The following is a 19,795-nucleotide window of genomic DNA, read 5'->3' as shown; positions in this document are numbered from 1 at the left end:
AGATCGGCTTTGTCTGAATCTGCCTTTTTATGCTATACTTGAAATATGCATAGAAAAACAGTGATTGATTTTAGGGCTTTGGGCGAGAGATACACCTTTACCCAGCCTATTAAAGAGTTGAAAACGAGAAATGTAGCAGAAGTGGCAGATTTGCTGGTACAAGTGGAAAGCTACCAAGAGCAAGGCTACTATGTGGTGGGCTATGTCAGCTACGAGGCTGCACCTGCTTTTGAGGAGAAATTAGCAGTTCATAAAGCTCCTTTACTGGACGAGTATTTGCTTTACTTTACTGTTCACGATAGGGTGGAGACATCTCCTATTCCCCTGACTTATGATGAGGTTGATTTGCCTTCAAATTGGCAGGAAGTGACGTCTGAAGCAGATTATGAAAAGGCGATTGCTCAGATTCACCATCATTTGCGGCAGGGGGACACCTATCAGGTCAACTACACCGTCCAACTCAAGCAAAAATTAAGTGCCAATCCTTTTGCCATCTACAATCGTATGGTAGTAGAGCAGGAGGCGGGCTACAATGCTTATGTTGAACATGACGAGATGGCAGTGATTTCCATGAGTCCAGAACTCTTTTTTGAGCAAAATGACCGCGAGTTGACAACACGACCAATGAAGGGAACGACTCAGCGTGGGGTAACTGACCAAGAAGATCTTGAACAGGCCAGTTGGTTGGAGCAGGATTCTAAAAATCGCTCTGAAAATATGATGATTGTGGACCTCTTGCGCAATGACATGAACCGTATTTCTGAGGTGGGGAGTGAGCATGTAGAGCGTCTTTGCCAAGTGGAACAGTATTCAACGGTTTGGCAGATGACTTCGACCATCAAGAGTTGGTTGCGAGAGGATGTTGACCTTGTAGAGATATTCCGTTCTCTATTTCCTTGTGGTTCCATAACGGGAGCTCCGAAAATTGCGACTATGGAAATCATCAAGGACTTGGAGCCACAACCGCGCGGAGTCTACTGTGGAACGATTGGTCTCCTGCTTCCAAATGGACGACGAATTTTCAATGTTGCTATTCGGACCATTCAACTGCATCAAGGGAAAGCCATCTATGGAGTTGGCGGAGGCATTACATGGGATAGCACTTGGGAGTCTGAATACCGTGAGGTTCATCAAAAGGCGGCAGTTCTTTATCGTAAACAAGCTCGTTTCAAACTGATTACTACAGGGAAAATCAGCCAGAAGAACTTGCTGTTTGAAGAACAACATATAGAAAGGCTGAGAAAAGCTAGTCGGTATTTTGCCTTTCCATTTGATTCAGAAAACTTGAAACAAAAGATAGAGGAAGAGTGTCAGGCTTGTGATGCTAATCAAGATTACCGCTTGCGAATTTCTCTCGGCAAGTCTGGAGAGATAGAAGTCGATCGTCAAGTATTAACAGCTCTTAGTCCAAGTTTTTGTCAGGCCAAACTTTGCCTTCAGGAAGCCAATTTGCAACAAGCCTTTATCTACTTCAAAACGACTCACCGACCGCATTTGAGCATAGGGGAGCAAGAGATCATTTACCATAATAAGTCTGGAGAACTTCTTGAAACCTCTATCGGAAATTTGGTTCTGAAAATTTCTGGGAAACTCTACACACCGCCTATCCGACTTGGAATCTTGCCAGGAATTTATCGTCAGCATTTGCTGGAAACAGGACAGGTAGAAGAGAAAGACTTGACTTTAAAAGACTTAGCCCAAGCAGAAGCTATTTACGGCTGTAATGCAGTGAGAGGCTTGTATGAATTAAGCCTAGAGGAGAACTAGATGAAACTGGTATTTTTACACGGGTTAGGGCAGTCAGCAGAGTCTTGGAAAGAAGTTCAGAATCTACTGACAGATTATCCTTCTGAGGCTATTGAGTTATTTCCTTCTGGAGTTAGCAACTATCAACAAGCTAAAGAGCGAGTTTATCAGCATCTAGCTCAAGAGACAGAACCTTTTATTTTGGTTGGATTGTCCTTAGGTGCTGCCCTTGCACTAGAACTTTCCAGTTATGATTTATCAAATCTTCGAGCTTTGGTTCTATCAGGATGCCCGCTAAAATTAGCAGGGAATATCCTATTTTATGTTCAATTGCTGATATTTAAATTACTTCCCAAAAGAGTATTTGAAAAACAGGGAGCAGACAAAGTTCTTATGGTCGGAGTTTCTGAGGAATTGAAGACACTTGATTTAACTGATATATCAAGAACTTGTTCTTATCCAACCTTACTAATTTGTGGCAGCAAAGATAAAACGAATCTTAGTTCTATGAGAAGTCTTCATGAACTAATATTAGAATCTCAATTTCAGATTATACCAGATGGTCCTCATGTCTTGAATGAGGCTAAACCAAAAGAGTTTGCTGAACAGATTAAACCTTTCCTTGAATTGCTGAAATAAGTTTGATAAAATAATAGTGAAATCGATAACATCGTTATAGGAGAAAGAGATGAATAAACGTCTATTTTTAAAAATGAGTCTGGCTACCTTGCCGGTTTTAGCCTTGTTTTCACAACCTGTGTTAGCAGAAGAAAACATTCATTTTTCTAGTTGTAAAGAAGCTTGGGCGAATGGATACGCAGATATTCACGAGGGAGAACCTGGTTATTCTGCCAAGTTAGACCGCGATCATGATGGTGTGGCTTGCGAATTGAAAAATGCTCCTAAGGGTGCTTTCAAGGCAAAACAATCAACGGCGGCTCAAAGCAACACAAGTTCAGCAACAGCAAGTGGTTGGGTTAAGCAGGACGGTTCTTGGTACTATTTTGATGGAAATGGAAATCCAGTGAAAAATGCATGGCAGGGAAGCTATTACCTGAAAGCTGATGGTAAAATGGCACAGAGTGAATGGATTTATGACTCTTCTTATCAAGCTTGGTATTATTTGAAATCAGATGGTTCTTATGCAAAAAATGCATGGCAAGGAGCTTATTACCTTAAATCAAACGGTAAAATGGCACAAGGTGAGTGGGTTTATGACTCTTCTTATCAAGCCTGGTATTACTTGAAATCAGATGGTTCTTATGCTCGCAATGCATGGCAAGGAAACTACTATTTGAAATCAGATGGTAAAATGGCTAAAAATGAGCGAGTTGATGGAGGCCGCTACTATGTAGATGCTTCAGGTCTATGGAAACCATAAGTAAGGATAAAATCTAGAAAGTTAATGCAAACCTTTGCATAAATGAGTGAATTTTGTTATACTATATCTGTAAGCATTTTCAATTAATTCATAATAAAAAAGGAGAATATGATGAGTCAAAAGATTATTGGGATTGACCTTGGTGGAACTTCTATCAAATTTGCAATCTTAACAACAGCAGGAGAAATCCAAGAAAAATGGTCTATCAAGACTAATATATTGGATGAGGGAAGTCATATCGTAGATGATATGATTGAGTCTATTCAGCATCGTTTGGACTTGCTTGGATTGGCAGCAGCGGACTTCCAAGGAATTGGGATGGGATCACCAGGTGTGGTTGACCGTGAAAAAGGGACTGTTATCGGTGCCTACAACCTCAACTGGAAAACCCTTCAACCAATTAAAGAGAAGATTGAAAAGGCCTTGGGTATTCCATTCTTCATCGATAATGATGCCAACGTAGCTGCTCTTGGTGAGCGTTGGATGGGGGCTGGTGATAACCAACCAGATGTTGTATTTATGACACTCGGTACTGGTGTTGGTGGCGGTATCGTCGCTGAAGGCAAATTGCTTCACGGTGTTGCTGGTGCAGCAGGTGAGCTTGGTCATATCACTGTTGACTTTGATCAACCAATCGCATGTACTTGCGGTAAGAAAGGTTGCCTTGAGACAGTTGCTTCAGCAACAGGGATTGTCAACTTGACTCGTCGCTATGCCGATGAATACGAAGGCGATGCAGCCTTGAAACGCTTGATTGATAATGGAGAAGAAGTAACCGCTAAGACTGTCTTTGATTTGGCAAAAGAAGGAGACGATCTTGCTTTGATCGTTTACCGTAATTTCTCACGTTACTTGGGAATCGCTTGTGCTAACATTGGCTCAATCCTAAACCCATCAACAATCGTTATCGGTGGTGGTGTATCAGCTGCGGGAGAATTCCTTCTACAAGGTGTTCAAAAAGTCTACGATGAAAATACCTTCCCACAAGTACGCACAACTACTAAACTAGCTCTTGCAACTCTAGGAAATGACGCTGGAGTTATCGGAGCAGCATCACTTGTATTGCAATAAAATAGAAAAAGGAGAAAATTGCTTTCCAGAAGCGAGTGATTTTCCTCCTTTCTTTTTTTATGCTATACTAGTTAGGAAATAAATGAGGTGAGAGTAAATGACAAAATCAGATACGATTTTTAAAGAGAATATTGAACGCATTCTAAAGGAAGGTGTTTTCTCAGAGCAAGCACGTCCCAAGTACAAGGATGGGACAGTTGCCAACTCTAAGTACGTAACGGGTGCCTTTGCAGAGTATGACTTGGCCAAGGGGGAATTCCCCATTACAACCTTGCGTCCCATTGCAATCAAATCAGCTATCAAAGAAGTTCTCTGGATCTACCAAGACCAGTCTAATAGCCTAGAAGTTCTCAATGACAAGTACAATGTTCACTACTGGAATGACTGGGAAGTGGGAAATACGGGAACCATTGGTGAGCGCTATGGTGCTGTTGTTAAGAAACACGACATTATCAATAAGCTTCTCAAGCAGTTGGAAGTCAACCCTTGGAACCGTCGCAATATCATTTCGCTCTGGGATTACCAAGCTTTCGAAGAAACAGAAGGACTACTCCCATGCGCCTTTCAGACCATGTTTGATGTCCGCCGTGTAGATGGAGAAATCTATCTGGATGCGACCTTGACCCAGCGTTCTAATGATATGCTGGTGGCCCACCATATCAACGCTATGCAGTATGTAGCTCTTCAAATGATGATTGCCAAGCATTTTGGCTGGAAGGTTGGGAAGTTCTTCTACTTCATCAACAATCTCCATATCTATGACAATCAATTTGAACAAGCTCAGGAATTGCTTCGTCGTGAGCCGTCAAACTGCCAACCACGTTTGGTTTTGAATGTGCCAGATGGGACTAATTTCTTTGATATCAAAGCGGAAGACTTTGAGTTGGTGGATTATGACCCTGTCAAACCACAGTTGAAGTTTGACCTAGCTATTTAAAAGAATAGAAAAAAGAAGTTGAGACAATAAATCTCAACTTCTTTTGTTTTTTAACGTGATACGCGGCGACGGGCTGCTTTTTTACGGTTTTCTTCGATGAAAGCTGCTTTTTGCTCTTCTGGTTCGATCACTTTCTTTTTAAATGCGTATACTGCACCTGCGACGGCAGCGACAGTTCCTGCGACACCTGTCACAAGACCTTTAGCGAATCCTTTAGCCATGAGTCTTCCTCCTTTATCTTCTTAATCAGCCAGCCCCTTCAAGAGGTCACATTTTTCTGACTGACTTTTTTGTGTTATAATAATAGTAACGAAAAAATGGGAATTTTTCAAGGAAAAAAGATGAAAACAAAAATAATTGTGATCGTTGGACCGACTGCAGTTGGAAAGACGGCTCTAGCCATTGAAGTGGCCAAGCGTTTTAATGGCGAAGTGGTTAGTGGAGATAGCCAGCAAGTCTATCGAGGACTTGATATTGGGACGGCCAAGGCTAGTCCAGAAGAGCAGTCAGCTGTTCCCCATCATTTAATCGATGTTAGAGAGGTAACCGAGTCTTACTCGGCTTTTGATTTTGTTTCAGAAGCTAAGATGGCTATTGAAGATATTCACAGTCGTGGCAAGCTAGCCATTATCGCTGGTGGGACTGGGCTTTATATCCAGAGCTTACTAGAAGGCTACCATTTAGGTGGAGAGACTCCTCATGAGGAGATTTTGGCCTATCGGGCTGGTTTGGAGCCCTATACAGATGAGGAATTAGCTCATCTTGTGGAGCAAGCTGGCCTTGAGATTCCCCAGTTTAATCGTCGTCGTGCGATGCGTGCCTTAGAAATTGCCCATTTTGGTCAGGATTTGGAAAATAAAGAGAGTCTATATGAACCGCTGATTATCTGCTTGGACGATGAGCGCAGTCAGCTTTATGAGCGTATCAATCGCCGAGTAGATCTAATGTTTGAGGCTGGGCTTTTGGATGAGGCTAAGTGGCTCTTTGCCCATTATCCAGATGTGCAGGCAGCCAAGGGCATTGGCTACAAGGAACTCTTTCCGTATTTTCGTGGGGAGCAGACTTTGGAGGAAGCTAGTGAGAGTCTCAAACAGGCGACCCGCCGTTTTGCCAAGCGTCAGTTGACCTGGTTCCGTAATCGTATGCAGGTCACCTTTTATCAGATTGGAGAAACTGGTGTGCAAGACCGCATTTTAAGCCAGATAGAGGAGTTTTTAGATGATTGAAACGGAGAAAAAAGAGGAACGGGTTCTGCTCATTGGTGTAGAATTGCAGGGCATGGACAATTTTGACCTCTCCATGGAAGAATTGGCCAGTCTAGCTAAGACAGCTGGGGCAGTTGTTGTAGATAGCTACAGACAAAAACGTGAAAAATATGATTCCAAGACCTTCGTCGGCTCTGGTAAGTTGGAAGAAATTGCGCTTATGGTGGATGCAGAAGAAATTACCACTGTCATCGTCAACAACCGTCTGACCCCAAGGCAAAATGTCAATCTAGAGGAAGTTCTGGGTGTTAAGGTCATTGACCGTATGCAGTTGATTTTGGATATCTTTGCCATGCGAGCTCGAAGCCATGAAGGGAAGCTCCAAGTTCACCTAGCTCAGCTCAAATATCTCTTGCCTCGCTTGGTTGGTCAGGGAATTATGCTCAGTCGTCAGGCAGGGGGAATTGGTTCCCGTGGACCTGGTGAAAGCCAGCTGGAGCTGAATCGTCGTAGTGTTCGAAACCAAATTACGGATATCGAGCGCCAGCTCAAGGTGGTTGAGAAAAATCGGGCGACTGTCAGAGAAAAACGTTTGGAGTCAAGCACCTTTAAGATTGGTTTGATTGGTTACACCAATGCTGGGAAATCAACCATCATGAACACTTTGACCAGTAAGACACAGTATGAAGCAGACGAGCTCTTTGCGACTTTGGACGCGACAACTAAGAGTATCCATCTGGGAGGCAATCTCCAAGTAACTTTGACAGATACAGTTGGCTTTATCCAAGATTTGCCGACAGAGTTGGTGTCCAGTTTTAAGTCAACCTTGGAAGAAAGCAAGCATGTGGACCTTCTGGTTCATGTTATCGATGCCAGCAATCCTTACCATGAGGAGCATGAAAAAACAGTCCTGTCCATCATGAAAGACCTGGACATGGAAGATATTCCTCGCTTGACCCTCTATAATAAAGCGGATTTGGTGGAGGATTTTACGCCTACCCAAACGCCTTATGCCCTCATTTCTGCCAAGTCTGAGGATAGTCGTGAGAACTTGCAGGCACTATTTTTAGAGAAAATCAAGGATATTTTTGAATCTTTTACCCTGCGCGTGCCTTTTTCTAAGTCCTATAAGATTCATGATTTAGAAAGTGTAGCGATTCTGGAAGAACGTGATTATCAGGAGGATGGCGAAGTGATTACAGGCTACATTTCCGAGAAAAACAAATGGAGGTTAGAGGAATTTTATGACTGATATTAAAACGTTGGCTCTAAAATATGGGGGCTATACAAGTCTGGACAAGGTCTATCTAGATCAGCTTCTAGCTGGTAAAACAGAGCAAGAGCAGTTGGCACTGATCACACCTCCGCCCAGCGTGGTCAATGCTTACTTTGCAGAACTCTATCAGAAAAAAAGTCCTGAGGCTGCGACGGATTATTTTGCGGAACTCAGTCAGGAACTGAATCTTTACAATACTGAGCCAAGTTTCACCCTAGAAAATAAGCCTTTTATTCGGCTTAATCTGTCTGGTAAATCCTTTGGTTTTTGTTATGAGAGTGAGGGTCTGGGTCGGATTTTCTCTGAAAATGAAGAGAAAATTTCAGAAGACTTGCTCTTTGAAATTGCGCAAATTTTCCCACATCAACTAGTCTTTGAAGAGTCTGGTAAGATTTACATGAAGGCTATTAGAGATGAGGAAGTTGTTAGCGTAGAGAGTCTCACAGCTTTGACTGATTTGGAAAGTTTGGCTGACGGTCGTAAGCGTCTTAAAGGTTACAGCCAAGAGGAGTTATTACAAGAAGCTACTGCTTTTTCTGGCAAGCGCTATTTCCGATCGGAAAACCGCACAGCCATGTTATATATTGATTAATTAGAAAGTATCGAATGGATATTCAATTTTTAGGAACGGGGGCTGGCCAGCCCTCTAAAGCCCGCAATGTCTCTAGTCTCGCCCTGAAACTCTTGGACGAGATTAACGAAGTCTGGCTCTTTGACTGTGGAGAAGGTACGCAAAATCGCATTCTTGAAACGACAATTCGACCACGTAAGGTCAGCAAAATCTTTATTACCCACCTACATGGAGACCACATCTTTGGCTTGCCAGGTTTCCTTTCTAGTCGTGCCTTTCAGGCCAATGAAGAGCAGACAGATTTGGAAATCTATGGACCGCAAGGGATCAAGTCATTTGTCTTAACTAGTCTTCGTGTGTCAGGTTCGCGCCTGCCTTACCGTATTCATTTTCATGAGTTTGACCAAGATTCTCTAGGGAAAATCCTCGAGACCGATAAATTCACTGTGTATGCAGAGGAGTTGGACCACACTATTTTCTGTGTTGGTTACCGTGTCATGCAAAAGGAATTGGAAGGAACGCTGGATGCTGAAAAACTCAAGGCTGCTGGCGTCCCATTTGGCCCACTTTTTGGAAAAATCAAAAACGGTCAGGATGTTGTTCTTGAAGATGGGACTGAAATCAAAGCTGCTGACTATATCTCAGCGCCACGTCCTGGTAAGATTATCACTATTCTGGGTGATACTCGAAAAGCCAATGCCAGTGTGCGTCTGGCTGTCAATGCAGATGTCCTAGTTCACGAATCGACTTATGGCAAGGGTGATGAAAAGATTGCTCGCAATCATGGTCACTCAACCAATATGCAGGCAGCACAGGTTGCAGTAGAAGCAGGTGCCAAACGCCTCTTACTCAACCACATCAGTGCTCGTTTCCTCTCAAAAGATATCAGCAAGCTCAAGAAAGATGCGGCTAGTGTCTTTGAAAATGTCCATGTCGTCAAAGACTTGGAAGAAGTGGAAATTTAAAAGATTGAGAAAGGAACAGTATGCGTACTATTCTCATTACCGGAGCTAGCGGTGGTCTAGCTCAAGAAATGGTCAAACTCTTGCCAAATGACCAACTCATCTTACTTGGTCGAAATAAGGAAAAATTAGTCCAACTCTACGGAAACCATCCCTATGCAGAATTGATTGAAATCGATATTACCGATGATTCAGCCTTAGAAACTCTGCTAGCAGACCTTCATCTCCGCTATGACGAGATTGATGTTTTGGTAAACAACGCTGGTTACGGGATTTTTGAGGAATTTGACCAGATTTCCGACCAAGATATTCATCAGATGTTCGAGGTCAATACCTTTGCCCTAATGAATCTGTCTCGTCGCCTTGCGGCTCGAATGAAGGAAAGCCGAAAAGGCCATATCATCAATATTGTTAGCATGGCTGGTTTGATTGCTACTGGCAAGTCTAGTCTCTACTCAGCAACTAAGTTTGCGGCTATTGGTTTTTCAAATGCTCTACGTCTCGAACTCATGCCCTATGGAGTCTATGTGACAACAGTCAATCCAGGACCAATCCGAACAAGATTTTTTGACCAAGCCGACCCAGATGGAAGCTATCTCAAGTCGGTTGAACGCTTCCTGTTGAAACCAGATGCAGTGGCTAAAAAGATTGTCAAGATTATAGGAAAAAACAAACGAGAACTCAATCTCCCGATGTTGTTGAACCTAGCCCATAAGTTTTATACTCTTTTTCCAAAGCTAGCTGATAAGCTGGCAGGGGAAACTTTTAATTATAAATAGTAGAAGTTCCTTTTAAAGGGACTTTTTTACTTCTTTTAATTTAAAGGTTAATAAGTATTTTTTCTTTTAAAACTACATTCAGTTTTTTTAAAATTCTTCTACAAATTTTAGAAAAAACAATCAAAAATATTATTTTATATGCTAGAGTATTGAAAATTCCTATATTATTTAATAAAATAAGGGTAAAAGACTATTAAAAGTATGCGCTTACATAAAAATGAAAGCGATTACTAAAAGGAGGATTTTATGGAAAAAAGCCATTGGAATCGGAAAAGAGTCTATAGCATTCGTAAATTTGCTGTAGGAGCTTGCTCAGTAATGATTGGAACTTGTGCAGTTCTATTCGCAGGAAATATAGCTGGAGAATCTGTAGTTAATGCGGATGAAACACCTATTACTCGTACTGCTGAGAAACCTAAAGAGGAAAAACCGATAGTAGAAGAAAAGGTTGATCAAGCTTTGGAAACTAAAAATATAGTTGAAAGTACAGCACAAAAACAACCTAGTGCCACTGAGTCTATTTCATCTGAGAAGAAAGAAGATGAAGCAGTGACTCCAAAAGAGGAAAAAGCATCTTCAAAATCTGAAGAAAAAGCTCCAAAGATAGAATCACAAGCTTCAAGTCAAGAAAAACCGCTCAAGGAAGATGTTAAAGCTGTGACAAATGAAGAAGTCAACCAAATGATTGAAGACAGAAAAGTGAATTTTAACCAAAATTGGCACTTTAAACTCAATGCAAATTCTAAGGAAGCCATTAAACCGGATGCAGATGTATCTACGTGGAAAAAATTAGATTTACCGCATGACTGGAGTATCTTTAATGATTTTGATCATGAATCTCCTGCACAAAATGAAGGTGGACAGCTTAACGGTGGGGAAGCTTGGTATCGCAAGACTTTCAAACTAGATGAAAAAGATCTCAAGAAAAATGTTCGCCTCACTTTTGATGGCGTCTACATGGATTCTCAAGTTTATGTCAATGGTCAGTTAGTGGGTCATTACCCAAATGGTTATAACCAATTTTCATATGACATCACTAACTATTTGAACAAAGATGGACGTGAGAATGTAATTGCTGTTCATGCAGTCAACAAACAACCAAGCAGCCGTTGGTATTCAGGTAGCGGTATTTACCGTGATGTGACTTTACAAGTGACAGATAAAGTTCATGTTGAGAAAAATGGGACAACCATCTTAACACCAAAACTTGAACAACAGCAACACGGCAAGGTTGAAACTCATGTGACCAGCAAAATTATCAATACGGACGACAAAGACCATCAACTTGTAGCAGAATATCAAATCGTTGAACGTGGTGGTCAGGCTGTGACAGGTCTAGTACGTACAGAGAGCCGTACCTTGAAAGCACATGAAGTAACTAGTCTTGATGCGATTTTAGAAGTTGAAAGACCAAAACTCTGGACGGTTTTAAATGACAAACCGGCCTTGTATGAATTAGTTACACGTGTTTACCGGGACGGTCAATTAGTTGATGCTAAGAAAGATCTGTTTGGTTACCGATATTATAACTGGACTCCAAATGAGGGCTTCTCTTTGAATGGTGAACGCATTAAATTCCATGGAGTTTCCTTGCACCATGACCACGGAGCGCTTGGAGCAGAAGAAAACTACAAGGCTGAGTACCGTAGACTGAAACAGATGAAGGAAATGGGGGTGAATTCGATTCGTACGACTCACAACCCAGCAAGTCCTCAGACTTTACAGATTGCAGCTGAACTTGGCTTACTTGTTCAAGAAGAGGCCTTTGATACTTGGTATGGTGGAAAGAAACCTTATGACTACGGACGTTTCTTTGAAAAAGATGCTACCCATCCTGAGGCTAAAAAAGGTGAAAAATGGTCCGACTACGATTTACGTACTATGGTAGAGAGAGACAAAAATAATCCTGCTGTTTTTATGTGGTCAATCGGAAATGAAATCGGTGAAGCAAATGGGGATCCTCATTCTCTAGCGACTGTTAAACGTCTAGTCAAAGTTATCAAGGATGTTGATAAAACTCGTTATGTTACCATGGGAGCAGATAAGTTCCGTTTCGGTAATGGTAGCGGTGGGCATGAAAAAATTGCTGATGAACTCGATGCTGTTGGATTTAACTACTCTGAAGATAATTACAAAGCCCTTAGAGCTAAGCATCCAAACTGGTTGATTTATGGGTCAGAAACATCTTCAGCAACGCGTACAAGAGGAAGTTACTTCCACCCAGAGCGTGAGTGGGTACAAAGTAATCAGTCATGGCGTAACTATGAACAGTCAGATTATGGAAATGACCGTGTTGGTTGGGGTAAAACGGCAACTGCTTCATGGACATTTGACCGTGACAATGCTGGCTATGCTGGTCAATTCATTTGGACAGGTACGGACTATATCGGTGAACCAACTCCATGGCACAACCAAAACAACACGCCAGTTAAAAGCTCTTACTTTGGTATCGTAGATACTGCAGGTATTCCAAAAAATGATTTTTATCTTTACCAAAGTCAATGGGTTTCTGCCAAGAAAAAACCAATGGTTCACCTTCTTCCTCACTGGAACTGGGAAAACAAAGAGTTGATAGACAATGTAGCAGACGCGGAAAATAAAATCCCTGTACGTGCTTATTCTAATGCTGCAAGTGTAGAATTGTTCTTGAATGGAAAATCTCTTGGTCTTAAGACTTTCAACAAAAAACAAACTAGCGATGGACGAACTTACCAAGAAGGTGCTAATGCTAATGAACTTTATCTTGAATGGAAAGTTGCTTATCAACCAGGTACCTTGGAAGCAATTGCTCGTGATGAAGCTGGTAAAGAAATTGCTCGAGATAAGATTACGACTGCTGGTAAGCCAGCGGCTGTTCGTCTTATCAAAGAAGATCATGCAATCGCAGCAGATGGAAAAGACTTGACATACATCTACTATGAAATTGTTGACAGTCAAGGGAATGTAGTACCAACTGCCAATAATCTGGTTCGCTTCCAATTGCACGGACAAGGCCAACTTGTCGGTGTCGATAACGGGGAACAAGCCAGCCGTGAACGCTATAAGGCGCAAGCAGATGGTTCTTGGATTCGTAAAGCATTTAATGGTAAAGGTGTTGCCATTGTCAAATCAACTGAACAAGCAGGTAAATTCACACTGACAGCCCATTCAGATCTCTTGAAATCTAGTCAAGTAACTGTCTTTACTGGTAAAAAAGAAGGACAAGAAAAAACTGTTTTAGGGACAGAAGTAGCAAGAGTTCGTACATTAATTGGTAAAGATCCAAAAATGCCGAAAACAGTAGGTTTTGTATACAGCGATGGTAGTCGTGAAAAACTTCCAGTAACTTGGTCTCAAGTCGATGTTAGTCAAGCAGGAGTTGTGACTGCTAAAGGTACAGCAAATGGACGTGAGGTAGAGGCTCGTGTTGAGGTTCTAGCAATTGCGAAAGAATTACCAACAGTTAAACGTGTTGCTCCAGGAGCAGATTTGAACACTGTAGATAAATATGTGTCAATACTTGTAACCGATGGAAGTGTACAAGAGTACGAAGTAGATAGCTGGGAGATTGCGGAAGCAGATAAAGCCAAACTTTCAGTAGCAGGATCACGTATTCAAATGACTGGTCAGTTAGCTGGAGAAACTATTCATGCAACCCTTGTGGTAGAAGAAGGAAAAGTTGCAGCACCTGTAGTGCCAACTGTTACTGTTGGTGGTGAGGCAGTAACAGGGCTTACTAGTCAACAACCAATGCAATACCGCACTCTTGCTTATGGTGCCCAATTGCCAGAAGTCATAGCAAGTGCTGAAAATGCTGATGTTACAGTTCTTCAAGCAAGCGCAGCAAACGGCATGCGTGCGAGCATCTTTGTTCAGTCTAAAGATGGTGGCCCTCTTCAAACCTATGCAATTCAATTCCTAGAAGAAGCACCAAAAATTGCTCACTTGAGCTTGCAAGTGGAACAAGCTGACGGTCTCAAAGAAGACCAAACAGTCAACTTGTCGGTTCGAGCTCATTATCAAGATGGAACGCAAGCTGTATTACCAGCTGATAAGGTGAGCTTCTCTACAAGTGGTGAAGGGGAAGTTGCAGTCCGAAAAGGAATGCTTGAGTTGCATAAACCAGGAGCACTTACTCTGAAAGCTGAATATGAGGGTGCTACAGGTCAAATCAATCTCACTATACAAGCCAATACTGAGAAGAAGATTGCGCAATCCATCCGTCCTGTAAATGTAGTGACAGATTTACACCAAGAACCTACTCTTCCATCAACAGTAACGGTTGAGTATGACAAAGGTTTCCCTAAAGCTCACAAAGTCACTTGGCAAGCTATTCCGAAAGAAAAACTAGACCACTATCAAAGCTTTGAAGTGTTAGGTAAAGTTGAAGGCATTGACCTTGAAGCGCGTGCTAAAGTATCTGTAGAAGGCATCGTTTCAGTTGAAGAAGTTAGTGTGACAACTCCAATCGCAGAAGCACCACAATTACCAGAAAGCGTTCGTACATATGATTCAAATGGTCACGTTTCATCAGCTAAGGTTGCATGGGATGCGATTCGTCCAGAGCAATACGCTAAGGAAGGTGTCTTTACAGTTAATGGTCGCTTAGAAGGTACTCAATTAACAACTAAACTTCATGTTCGCGTATCTGCTCAAACTGAGCAAGGTGCAAACATTTCTGACCAATGGACCGGTTCAGAATTGCCACTTGCCTTTGCTTCAGATTCAAATCCAACCGACCCTGTTTCAAATGTCAACGATAAATTGATTTCCTTTAATGACCGACCAGCCAATCGTTGGACAAACTGGAATCGTAGTAATCCAGAAGCTTCAGTCGGTGTTCTGTTCGGAGATTCCGGTATCTTGAGCAAACGCTCCGTTGATAATCTAAGTGTCGGATTCCACGAAGACCATGGAGTCGGTGCACCGAAATCTTATGTGATAGAGTATTATGTTGGTAAGACTGTTCCAACAGCTCCTAAGAATCCTAGCTTTGTCGGTAATGAAAACCATGTCTTTAATGATCCTGCTAATTGGAAACAAGTGACTAATCTAAAAGCTCCAGAACAACTCAAGGCTGGAGAAATGAATCACTTTAGCTTTGATAAAGTTGAAACCTATGCTGTTCGCATTCGCATGGTTAAAGCAGATAACAAGCGTGGAACGTCTATCACAGAAGTACAAATCTTTGCGAAACAAGTTGCGGCAGCCAAACAAGGACAAACAAGAATACAAGTTGACGGCAAAGACTTAGCAAACTTCAACCCTGATTTGACAGACTACTACCTTGAGTCTGTAGATGGAAAAGTTCCCGCAGTCACAGCAAGTGTTAGCAACAATGGTCTCGCAACCGTCGTTCCAAGTGTTCGTGAAGGTGAGCCAGTTCGTGTCATCGCGAAAGCTGAAAATGGCGACATCTTAGGAGAATACCGTCTGCACTTCACTAAGGATAAAGACTTACTTTCTCGTAAACCAGTTGCTGCAGTTAAACAAGCTCGCTTGTTGCAACTAGACCAACCACTTGAATTGCCAACTAAGGTTCCGGTTTACTTCACAGGTAAAGACGGCTACGAAACAAAAGACCTGACAGTTGAATGGGAAGAAGTTCCAGCAGAAAATCTGACAAAAGCAGGTCAATTTACTGTTCGAGGTCGTGTCCTTGGTAGCAATCTTACTGCAGAGTTCACTGTACGAGTGACAGATAAACTTGGTGAGGCTCTTTCAGATAACCCTAACTATGATGAAAACAGTAACCAGGCCTTTGCTTCAGCAACTAATGATATTGACGACAGTTCTCATGACCGTGTAGACTATATCAATGATAGAGATCACTCTGAAAATCGTCGTTGGACAAACTGGTCTGCAAGACCGTCTACCAATCCAGAAGTATCAGCAGGCGTCATCTTCCGTGAAAATGGTAAGATTGTAGAGCGGACTGTTGCGCAAGCCAAACTTCACTTCTTTGCAGATAGTGGTACAGATGCACCATCTAAACTTGTTTTGGAACGTTATATTGGCCCAGACTTTGAAGTGCCGACCTACTATTCAAACTACCAAGCATACGAATCAGGCCATCCATTTAACAATCCAGAAAATTGGGAAGCTGTTCCTTATCGTGTGGATAAAGACATTGCAGCTGGTGATGAAATCAACGTAACATTTAAAGCTGTCAAAGCTAAAGCCATGAGATGGCGTATGGAGCGTAAAGCAGATAAGAGAGGTGTTGCGATGATTGAGATGACCTTCCTTGCACCAAGTGAATTGCCTCAAGAAAGTACTCAATCGAAGATTCTTGTAGATGGAAAAGAACTTCCTGATTTCGCTGAAAATCGTCAAGATTATCAAATTACCTATAAAGGTCAACGTCCAAAAGTCTCAGTTGAAGAAACCAATCAAGTAGCTTCAACAGTTGTAGATAGTGGAGAAGACAGCCTTCCAGTACTTGTTCGCCTCGTTTCAGAAAGTGGAAAACAAGTTAAGGAATACCGTATCCAGTTGACTAAGGAAAAACCAGTTTCTGAGAAGACAGTTGCTGCTGTTCAGGAGGAACTTCCAAAACTTGAATTTGTTGAAAACGATTTGGCCTACAAGACAGTTGAGAAAAAAGATTCAACACTCTATCTAGGTGAGACTCGTGTAGAACAAGAAGGAAAAGTTGGTAAGGAACGTATCTTTACAGCAATTAATTCTGATGGAAGTAAGGAAGAAAAACTCCATGAAGTGGTAGAGGCACCGACAGACCGCATCGTCTTGGTTGGAACGAAACCAGGCACCGCCCTTCCAGAAGATGAAGTGAAGAATCTTGTGCTTAACAGACCAGAACTTGTGGTCGAAGAAGAAACCATTGATTTCAAGGTTCAGGAACGTAAGTCTGATAAGTTGTATCTAGGTGAAACCCGTGTTCTTCAAGAAGGAAAACAAGGAGTCCGTGTTCGCTTGATCGAAGTGGAAAACGGAAAACGCCAACTTAAAGAAACTTATGATAAAGTTGTTGCTCAAGATCGTATCCTAGAAGTTGGAACGAAACCAGGCACCTCTCTTCCAGAAGACGAAGTTAAGAATCTTGTGCTTAACAGACCAGAACTTGTAATTGAAGAAGAAACAATCGATTTCAAAGTTCAGGAACAAAAGAACGATAAACTTCCAGTAGGTCAAACTCGAGTCCTCCAAGAAGGAAGACAAGGAGTCCGTGTTCACTTAATCGAGGTTGAAAATGGTAAGCGAACTGAAAAGGATAGCTATGATAAAGTTATGGCTCAGGATCGCATCGTAGAAGTCGGTATGGCTGGTGAAGCAACTAAACCAGTACAGCCGGTAGATACAAAACCACAAGTGTCAGAAAAAGCAGAAACAAAACCAATTGCTCCAAGTGAAGCTAATCAAACTAATAAAGCCCAGTTACCAAATACAGGTAATGCGGCAAGCCAAGCAACAGTAGCAGCAGGTTTAGCTCTACTCTGTTTGAGTGCAGGATTAGTAGCCACTAAAGGTAAAAAAGAAGACTAGAAATTTTGATACTTTCGTTATCATTAAAGAGTGGAGAGAAACTCTTGTCTTAGATAGAAGATAAATCCCTTGGAATATAAGTTTCTAAGGGATTTTCTTTGTATAAAATTGTATAGTGTTATTATCTACCTTATTTTGTAGAGAAAGCAAAAATCCCTAGAAAATGTTTAGGGATTCAATTATTTCATTAAGAACAATTCAACAATCATCTCTATATACATGACAAGGGTTAATAAGAATCCTGCACGCCAGAAGAATTTGATGAATTTAGGATAGTAAAAGCTACGTTTTTTCAAAAGGAAGAAAAAAACGAGAATAATGGCTAGGAGTGAGAGGGCTAGTCCTAGTCTAGGGAGAAAATTATGGGTAAAGGTTTTAGCTGTGATTAGGTAGTACTCAAATACCAAGACTGGAAAAGCCAAATCCGCAAAGTTTCGTCCTAGTTTTTTTAATCTAAAAAGTTTGGTTATGATAATGCAGACGACCAAGGTCAGTATCAATAATAAAATAGATGCTAATTTCATTAAAATCATACCCATATTGTATCATAAAAAATCGCTAATGGAAACGAGAAACAGAGGAATTTATAGGAAAGTCAGGCTTTTGAGATTGTAGATGTTTTTTGTTATAATGAAAGTTATGAAATCTTATAATACCTTGAATGATTATTATCGAAAACTCTTTGGAGAAAAGACCTTTAAAGTCCCTATTGATGCGGGGTTTGACTGTCCCAATCGTGATGGGACTGTGGCTCATGGAGGCTGTACTTTTTGTACGGTTTCAGGTTCTGGAGATGCTATCGTAGCACCGGATGCGCCTATCCGTGAGCAATTTTATAAGGAAATTGACTTTATGCACCGTAAGTGGCCGGATGTTCAGAAATATCTGGTTTATTTTCAAAATTTTACCAACACCCATGAAAAGGTGGAAGTCATCCGAGAGCGCTATGAGCAGGCTATCAACGAGCCAGGTGTGGTAGGAATCAATATTGGAACGCGCCCAGACTGTTTACCCGACGAAACCATCGAATATTTGGCTGAGTTGTCGAAACGCATGCATGTGACGGTTGAATTGGGCTTGCAGACCACTTATGAGGCAACCTCTGATCTGATTAATCGTGCCCACTCCTATGAATTGTACGTGGAGACGGTCAAGCGTTTGAGAAAATATCCCAAGATTGAGATTGTTTCTCATTTGATCAACGGACTTCCTGGTGAAACCCATGAGATGATGATTGAAAATGTCCGCCGTTGTGTCACGGATAACGATATTCAAGGGATTAAACTGCACTTGCTTCACCTGATGACCAATACTCGTATGCAACGGGACTACCACGAGGGACGTTTGCAACTGATGAGTCAGGACGAATATGTCAAGGTCATCTGTGACCAACTGGAAATCATTCCCAAGCATATCGTCATCCATCGAATCACAGGAGATGCACCTAGAGATATGCTGATTGGGCCTATGTGGAGCCTCAATAAGTGGGAAGTGCTCAACAGCATTGAGATGGAGATGCGACGTCGTGGAAGTATTCAAGGATGCAAGGCTGTAAAACAGGAGTTTGAAAATGAAAAGACCACTTGAGATGGCACATGATTTTTTGGCTGAGGTAGTGACAAAAGAGGATATCGTAGTGGATGCGACCATGGGTAATGGTCATGACACGATTTTTTTAGCGAAACTAGCTAAGCAAGTCTATGCCTTTGATATTCAGGAGCAAGCCTTGGAAAAGACCCAAGAGCGTTTGGACCAAGCTGGAATGACAAATGCCCAGTTAATCTTGCAAGGTCACGAGACACTGGACCAGTTTGTGACAGAAGCCACGGCAGGGATTTTTAATCTGGGCTATTTGCCATCAGCTGATAAGTCAGTCATTACCCAACCTCAGACAACGATTGAAGCATTAGAAAAGCTGTGTCATTTGCTTGTCAAAGGTGGACGGATTGCTATCATGATCTATTATGGTCATGAAGGAGGCGACCTAGAGAGGGATGCTGTCTTGGATTTTGTCAGCCAGTTGAACCAACAAGAGTACACAGCTGCCATTTACCGAACCCTGAACCAAGTCAACAACCCACCGTTTTTAGTGATGATTGAAAAATTAGAGAGATATAGACATGGATAAACAATACCTACGTGAAAAGCTGGATGCCATGCGCCAGAATTTTGTTGAATCAACCCAACACGAACGAGCGGTGGGTGTGTTAGACCAAGCACACATGAGCAAAAAAATGCTTAAAATCAAGAAAAAATTAGTTGCTCTTGAGATGGAACGGTGCCAGAGAAAAATTGAGCACAAAGACTGTTCCAAGATTGACCAAAAAATCAAAGAGCAGAAGGAGATATTTGAATCCTGTTGTAAAAAAGATTAAGGAGGAC

Annotated in this window: 15 protein-coding genes and 1 pseudogene; 14 read left to right on the top strand and 2 right to left on the bottom strand. The window is 41.8% G+C overall.

From position 1 onward, the window contains the following. Positions 1–45: 45 nt before the first annotated feature. The 5 genes and pseudogenes from pabB (at position 46) to KUA57_RS05360 (ending at position 5,135) form a co-directional block, all read left to right on the top strand. Entirely contained in the window at positions 46–1,767 is a 1,722-nt protein-coding gene (gene pabB, locus KUA57_RS05380) for an aminodeoxychorismate synthase component I (RefSeq protein ID WP_218493795.1), read from the top strand. Continuing rightward, positions 1,768–2,385: an alpha/beta fold hydrolase gene (locus tag KUA57_RS05375; RefSeq protein WP_218493794.1), complete on the top strand. Its 618-nt coding sequence runs from the start codon at positions 1,768–1,770 to the stop codon at positions 2,383–2,385. Positions 2,386–2,434: 49 nt separating this feature from the next. Continuing rightward, positions 2,435–3,121: pseudogene (locus KUA57_RS09695) on the top strand (excalibur calcium-binding domain-containing protein); the annotation flags it as partial. 117 nt (positions 3,122–3,238) lie between these two features. After that, positions 3,239–4,198, top strand: coding sequence for an ROK family glucokinase (locus KUA57_RS05365; RefSeq protein ID WP_020902451.1), 960 nt, complete (start codon positions 3,239–3,241; stop codon positions 4,196–4,198). Between the two features lie 97 nt (positions 4,199–4,295). Continuing rightward, positions 4,296–5,135 (top strand): thymidylate synthase, encoded by an 840-nt coding sequence (locus KUA57_RS05360; RefSeq protein ID WP_049516528.1) that lies wholly within the window; start codon positions 4,296–4,298, stop codon positions 5,133–5,135. 50 nt (positions 5,136–5,185) lie between these two features. Here KUA57_RS05360 and KUA57_RS05355 read toward each other — a convergent pair whose 3' ends face one another. Next, positions 5,186–5,356, bottom strand: a complete 171-nt coding sequence (locus tag KUA57_RS05355; protein WP_001051780.1) for a DUF3042 family protein — start codon at positions 5,354–5,356, stop codon at positions 5,186–5,188. Positions 5,357–5,476: 120 nt separating this feature from the next. Between KUA57_RS05355 and miaA the strand changes: the two genes are divergently transcribed. The 6 genes from miaA to bgaA all read left to right on the top strand — a co-directional run bounded on the left by miaA (position 5,477) and on the right by bgaA (position 17,413). Beyond that, on the top strand, positions 5,477–6,361 hold the full coding sequence (miaA, locus tag KUA57_RS05350) for a tRNA (adenosine(37)-N6)-dimethylallyltransferase MiaA (RefSeq protein ID WP_218493792.1): 885 nt from the start codon (positions 5,477–5,479) through the stop codon (positions 6,359–6,361). Continuing rightward, the gene (hflX, locus tag KUA57_RS05345) at positions 6,354–7,592 is read left to right on the top strand and encodes a GTPase HflX (RefSeq protein WP_024057897.1); all 1,239 of its coding nucleotides are present in this window, start codon (positions 6,354–6,356) and stop codon (positions 7,590–7,592) included. The genes miaA and hflX overlap by 8 nt, the downstream gene beginning before the upstream one ends. Next, a complete protein-coding gene (locus tag KUA57_RS05340) occupies positions 7,585–8,208 on the top strand; it encodes a cystathionine beta-lyase (RefSeq protein WP_218493791.1) in 624 nt (207 codons plus the stop codon). The genes hflX and KUA57_RS05340 overlap by 8 nt, the downstream gene beginning before the upstream one ends. 14 nt (positions 8,209–8,222) lie before the next feature. Continuing rightward, positions 8,223–9,152 carry a ribonuclease Z gene (gene rnz / locus KUA57_RS05335; RefSeq protein WP_218493790.1) on the top strand — a complete coding sequence of 310 codons (930 nt, stop codon included), beginning with the start codon at positions 8,223–8,225 and terminating at the stop codon, positions 9,150–9,152. 20 nt (positions 9,153–9,172) lie between these two features. Continuing rightward, entirely contained in the window at positions 9,173–9,928 is a 756-nt protein-coding gene (locus KUA57_RS05330) for an SDR family NAD(P)-dependent oxidoreductase (RefSeq protein WP_218493789.1), read from the top strand. Between the two features lie 246 nt (positions 9,929–10,174). Then, positions 10,175–17,413: an LPXTG-anchored adhesin/beta-galactosidase BgaA gene (bgaA, locus tag KUA57_RS05325; RefSeq protein ID WP_218493788.1), complete on the top strand. Its 7,239-nt coding sequence runs from the start codon at positions 10,175–10,177 to the stop codon at positions 17,411–17,413. Positions 17,414–17,592: 179 nt separating this feature from the next. On the opposite strand, the gene KUA57_RS05320 is transcribed toward bgaA, so the two are convergent. Beyond that, the gene (locus tag KUA57_RS05320; RefSeq protein WP_020902455.1) at positions 17,593–17,952 is read right to left on the bottom strand and encodes a DUF3397 family protein; all 360 of its coding nucleotides are present in this window, start codon (positions 17,950–17,952) and stop codon (positions 17,593–17,595) included. Between the two features lie 91 nt (positions 17,953–18,043). Between KUA57_RS05320 and mnmL the strand changes: the two genes are divergently transcribed. From mnmL to KUA57_RS05305, 3 genes are read left to right on the top strand one after another with little or no spacing between them, the layout of a single operon-like run. Continuing rightward, positions 18,044–19,000 carry a tRNA modification radical SAM protein MnmL/YtqA gene (gene mnmL, locus KUA57_RS05315; RefSeq protein ID WP_025172881.1) on the top strand — a complete coding sequence of 319 codons (957 nt, stop codon included), beginning with the start codon at positions 18,044–18,046 and terminating at the stop codon, positions 18,998–19,000. Beyond that, positions 18,984–19,541: a tRNA 5-(aminomethyl)-2-thiouridylate-methyltransferase MnmM gene (mnmM, locus tag KUA57_RS05310; RefSeq protein ID WP_218493787.1), complete on the top strand. Its 558-nt coding sequence runs from the start codon at positions 18,984–18,986 to the stop codon at positions 19,539–19,541. The genes mnmL and mnmM overlap by 17 nt, the downstream gene beginning before the upstream one ends. Next, complete coding sequence (locus KUA57_RS05305; RefSeq protein WP_004255753.1) at positions 19,534–19,788, top strand: hypothetical protein; 255 nt, start codon at positions 19,534–19,536, stop codon at positions 19,786–19,788. The genes mnmM and KUA57_RS05305 overlap by 8 nt, the downstream gene beginning before the upstream one ends. Positions 19,789–19,795 lie beyond the last annotated feature (7 nt).

The organism is Streptococcus vulneris, assembly GCF_019218685.1.
Classification (GTDB): Bacteria; Bacillota; Bacilli; order Lactobacillales; family Streptococcaceae; genus Streptococcus; species Streptococcus vulneris.
This window is presented reverse-complemented; position numbering and strand designations above follow the sequence as displayed.

Bases quoted from the DNA above. Each gene is read 5' to 3' on its own strand.
- rnz (WP_218493790.1), top strand. From the start codon at position 8,223: ATGGATATTCAATTTTTAGGAACGGGGGCTGGCCAGCCCTCTAAAGCC.
- pabB (WP_218493795.1), top strand. From the start codon at position 46: ATGCATAGAAAAACAGTGATTGATTTTAGGGCTTTGGGCGAGAGATAC.
- KUA57_RS05365 (WP_020902451.1), top strand. From the start codon at position 3,239: ATGAGTCAAAAGATTATTGGGATTGACCTTGGTGGAACTTCTATCAAA.
- KUA57_RS05320 (WP_020902455.1), bottom strand. From the start codon at position 17,952: ATGGGTATGATTTTAATGAAATTAGCATCTATTTTATTATTGATACTG.
- bgaA (WP_218493788.1), top strand. From the start codon at position 10,175: ATGGAAAAAAGCCATTGGAATCGGAAAAGAGTCTATAGCATTCGTAAA.
- KUA57_RS05360 (WP_049516528.1), top strand. From the start codon at position 4,296: ATGACAAAATCAGATACGATTTTTAAAGAGAATATTGAACGCATTCTA.
- KUA57_RS05305 (WP_004255753.1), top strand. From the start codon at position 19,534: ATGGATAAACAATACCTACGTGAAAAGCTGGATGCCATGCGCCAGAAT.
- hflX (WP_024057897.1), top strand. From the start codon at position 6,354: ATGATTGAAACGGAGAAAAAAGAGGAACGGGTTCTGCTCATTGGTGTA.
- mnmM (WP_218493787.1), top strand. From the start codon at position 18,984: ATGAAAAGACCACTTGAGATGGCACATGATTTTTTGGCTGAGGTAGTG.
- mnmL (WP_025172881.1), top strand. From the start codon at position 18,044: ATGAAAGTTATGAAATCTTATAATACCTTGAATGATTATTATCGAAAA.
- KUA57_RS05375 (WP_218493794.1), top strand. From the start codon at position 1,768: ATGAAACTGGTATTTTTACACGGGTTAGGGCAGTCAGCAGAGTCTTGG.
- KUA57_RS05330 (WP_218493789.1), top strand. From the start codon at position 9,173: ATGCGTACTATTCTCATTACCGGAGCTAGCGGTGGTCTAGCTCAAGAA.
- miaA (WP_218493792.1), top strand. From the start codon at position 5,477: ATGAAAACAAAAATAATTGTGATCGTTGGACCGACTGCAGTTGGAAAG.
- KUA57_RS05340 (WP_218493791.1), top strand. From the start codon at position 7,585: ATGACTGATATTAAAACGTTGGCTCTAAAATATGGGGGCTATACAAGT.
- KUA57_RS05355 (WP_001051780.1), bottom strand. From the start codon at position 5,356: ATGGCTAAAGGATTCGCTAAAGGTCTTGTGACAGGTGTCGCAGGAACT.